General features: G+C 38.1%; 3 protein-coding genes. 2 read left to right on the top strand and 1 reads right to left on the bottom strand.

Going from position 1 to position 3,595, the window contains the following annotated elements; translation table 11 throughout:
* Nucleotides 1-361 precede the first annotated feature (361 nt).
* Complete coding sequence (gene metJ / locus ARSQ2_RS09765; RefSeq protein ID WP_181995179.1) at nucleotides 362-679, top strand: met regulon transcriptional regulator MetJ; 318 nt, start codon at nucleotides 362-364, stop codon at nucleotides 677-679.
* Nucleotides 680-854: 175 nt separating this feature from the next.
* Here metJ and rpmE read toward each other — a convergent pair whose 3' ends face one another.
* Complete coding sequence (rpmE, locus tag ARSQ2_RS09770; protein WP_032116035.1) at nucleotides 855-1,070, bottom strand: 50S ribosomal protein L31; 216 nt, start codon at nucleotides 1,068-1,070, stop codon at nucleotides 855-857.
* Nucleotides 1,071-1,289: 219 nt separating this feature from the next.
* Here rpmE and priA point away from each other — a divergent pair, with 219 nt between their 5' ends.
* Nucleotides 1,290-3,479, top strand: a complete 2,190-nt coding sequence (priA, locus tag ARSQ2_RS09775; protein WP_181995180.1) for a primosomal protein N' — start codon at nucleotides 1,290-1,292, stop codon at nucleotides 3,477-3,479.
* Nucleotides 3,480-3,595: the final 116 nt, after the last annotated feature.

Genomic DNA, 3,595 nt, shown 5'->3' on the forward strand with positions numbered 1-3,595 from the left:
CTTATAGCACTTATAGCACTTATAGCACTTATAGCACTTATAGCACTTATAGCACTTATAGCACTTATAGCACTTAACCAATGACATATGGTTAACATTATTGGTTGAACTAACATAATATCGATTCAATAAAAAAATTAAAAAGATAATCAAATATAAAAAAATGGACATGAAGATGTTAATACATCTGGAAATCCAAAAATACTTTACCTTTAAATCAAGTAATGGTTTAATTATCAATATTAAACCCGACAATAAACGATAGAATATTAGAAACTTATTAAACAAATTTTTGCCAATTAAGGCTATATTTATATAGCAACTAAATTCTTCTATTGATTGACTTAACTTAAGGTATCCGATGGCTGAGTGGAATGGTGATTATGTTAGCCCTTATGCTGAACATGGTAAAAAAAGGGAGCAAGTAAAAAAGATCACAGTATCTATCCCATTAAAAGTACTTAAAATTTTGACAGACGAGCGCACTCGTAGACAAATTAATAATTTACGCCATGCAACAAACAGTGAATTGCTATGTGAAGCGTTTTTACACGCCTTCACTGGGCAACCATTGCCAAATGACGATGATTTACGTAAAGAACGTGATGATGAGATTCCAGAAGCAGCAAAAATCGTTATGCGCCAAAAAGGTATTGATCCAGACACATGGGAATATTAATTATTTGTCTTATTCTTTAAAGATTAAATAACTAAAGTTTTTTGTAAAAATAGTCTTAGTTTAATTGTTTTTAATTCAACAAATTTGGTTTTATATAACAGTAACACACCGATATTAAGCGAAGTGTTACTCTTATATTATAAGCATGATTTTGGCTTGTATCATTGAACCATTATTATTTTTTCATGCCTGGAATATTGAATCGCTGCTTGAAGCGATCAACACGGCCGCCGGCAGCCACATCACGCTGTTTACCTGTATAGAATGGATGACATTTACCACAAACATCCAAATTCAGATCATGATTAACAGTTGATTTAATTTTCATTACATTACCGCAAGAACAAGTCGCAGTAACTTCTTCATATTTAGGGTGAATATCTTTTTTCATAGAAAACCTCTACTTAGGCGGCATCGCTATCTAACCCTAACGCTAGACACCATACGTCAAATCTAAGAATAGTTGTTAGTAATGAAAATTACTAACAAAAGTGGCGGATCATACAGAAAATCTGTTTATAGCGCAATGAAATCTATTCAAATAATGTGATACTCTATCTTTATATGTCTTATAAATAAGCTGTATGAAAATGATTAGGAACATTTAATAATGACTATTATTCAAGTGGCGCTCCCTGTTCCGCTGATGCGCGTTTTTGATTACCAATCCAATCTTCCTTTACCAGCTAAAGGTTGCCGGGTATTGGTGCCATTTGGCAAGCGTACTACCTTAGGTATTGTATTATCGCATAATCAAAATAGTGAACTCAGTAGTGAACAATTAAAAACCATTGAACAAGTGTTAGATCAGGAATCGCTATTTTCTAACAGTTTATGGTCATTACTACTTTGGGCATCTCAGTATTACCATCACCCGATTGGTGAAGTACTATTTCATGCATTACCAGTGTTACTGCGGCAAGGCAAAGCGGCAACATTTTCTCCGCTATGGCAATGGCAAATCACCCAGCAAGGTAAAATTTTGGCCCCAAACCAGCTTAAAAGAGCGCCAAAAAAACAACAGGCGCTCGCATTACTACAGCAACAGCCCCTTTATCGTCATCAAGTAACAGAATACCAATTGAGTGAAAGTGCACTACAAGCATTAAAAAAGAGCGCCTTGATTCAACTATTACGCATCCAACCAAAAATGGAAAACTGGCATACTGATTTTCATCTTTGTGGTGAAAAACCAAAACTTAGCCTAGAACAGTCAACAGCAGTAGGGGCAATAAGTTCTCTGTCAACATTTATGCCTTGGTTATTAGTGGGGATCACGGGTTCTGGTAAAACAGAAGTCTATCTCAGTGTGATTGAAAATGTTTTAGCACAAGGTAAACAAGCATTAGTCCTGATACCTGAAATTAATCTTACTCCCCAAACTATCCAACGATTTAGTGAGCGATTTAATGCGCCTGTTGATGTGCTGCATTCCGCATTAAATGATAGTGAACGACTGACGGTCTGGTTGCGGGCACAAAAGGGACACAATGCTATTGTAATTGGCACGCGCTCCGCATTATTCACGGCCTTTGCCAATCTTGGCTTGATCATTATTGATGAAGAACACGATAACTCTTACAAACAACAAGACGGATGGCGTTATCATGCCCGTGATCTGGCTGTTTTTCGTGCCAAAAAAGAGAACATTCCAATTATTATGGGTACTGCAACACCTTCGTTAGAAAGTCTTTATAATATTGAACAAGGAAAATATCACCGTCTAGATCTAACCCAACGACCTGGAAACGCAAAACGGGCAAGTCAACATTTACTTGATTTAAAAGGCCAGCCATTAAAATATGGTATGTCAAGACCATTAATACAGCGTATTGAAGAGCATCTGGCAGCAAATAATCAAGTGATGCTATTTTTAAATCGCCGTGGTTACTCACCAACATTAATTTGCCATGATTGTGGTTGGATTGCCGAGTGTTCACGTTGTGATCATTATTACACACTACACCATCATCAATGTCAGCTACGTTGCCATCACTGTGATCGTCAACTGCCAATCCCAATACAATGCTCACACTGCGGCTCAACGCATCTACTCCCTGTCGGTCTAGGCACTGAACAGTTAGAAGAAGCTATTAACCAGCTTTTTCCTAATATACCGGTTACCCGCGTTGACAGAGATACCACTCGGCGGAAAGGCGCATTAGAAAAACAGCTAGCAACTGTCTATACAGGTGGTGCTCGAATTTTGATCGGCACCCAAATGCTAGCGAAAGGACACCATTTTCCTGATGTTACTCTGGTCGCCCTACTGAATGTAGATGGCACACTTTTTTCCAGTGATTATCGGGCAACCGAAAGATTTGCTCAGCTTTATATCCAAGTATCTGGACGGGCTGGGCGGGCCGGTAAAGATGGTGAAGTGATCCTACAAACCTACCACCCTGAACATCCATTATTAGCGACATTATTAGAAAAGGGATATAACGCGTTCGCGACAGAAACACTAGCGGAACGACGTGATGTTTTTTTGCCACCACATAGCAGTCATATCATGATCCGTTCAGAAGATCATCATAACCAATCGGCACCTGATTTTTTAAACAAGTTTTGCCAATATATAGAACAACATACCATGCGCGACTCACAACTTTGGTTAATGGGTCCTACACCGGCGATCCAAGCTAAGCGGGGAGGTCGTTTCCGTTGGCAATTACTACTCCAGCATCCTTCGCGCTCCTATTTGCAACAATTCCTTTCGCACATTTTACCTGAAATTATGGCATACCCTGAAAGTCGAAAAGTAAAATGGAATATCGATGTTGATCCAACTGAAAATTAGTCGCTGCTATTAATCATCTACTTACACCTATTGAAGCAAATAAAATTAGTTTTGTGCGAAGCTATTTTATAAATAAATCTATAGCGAAGCGACTTAATTTTGCTTACACCATATTG

This window comes from Arsenophonus endosymbiont of Bemisia tabaci Q2, from assembly GCF_902713415.1.
GTDB lineage: Bacteria > Pseudomonadota > Gammaproteobacteria > Enterobacterales > Enterobacteriaceae > Arsenophonus.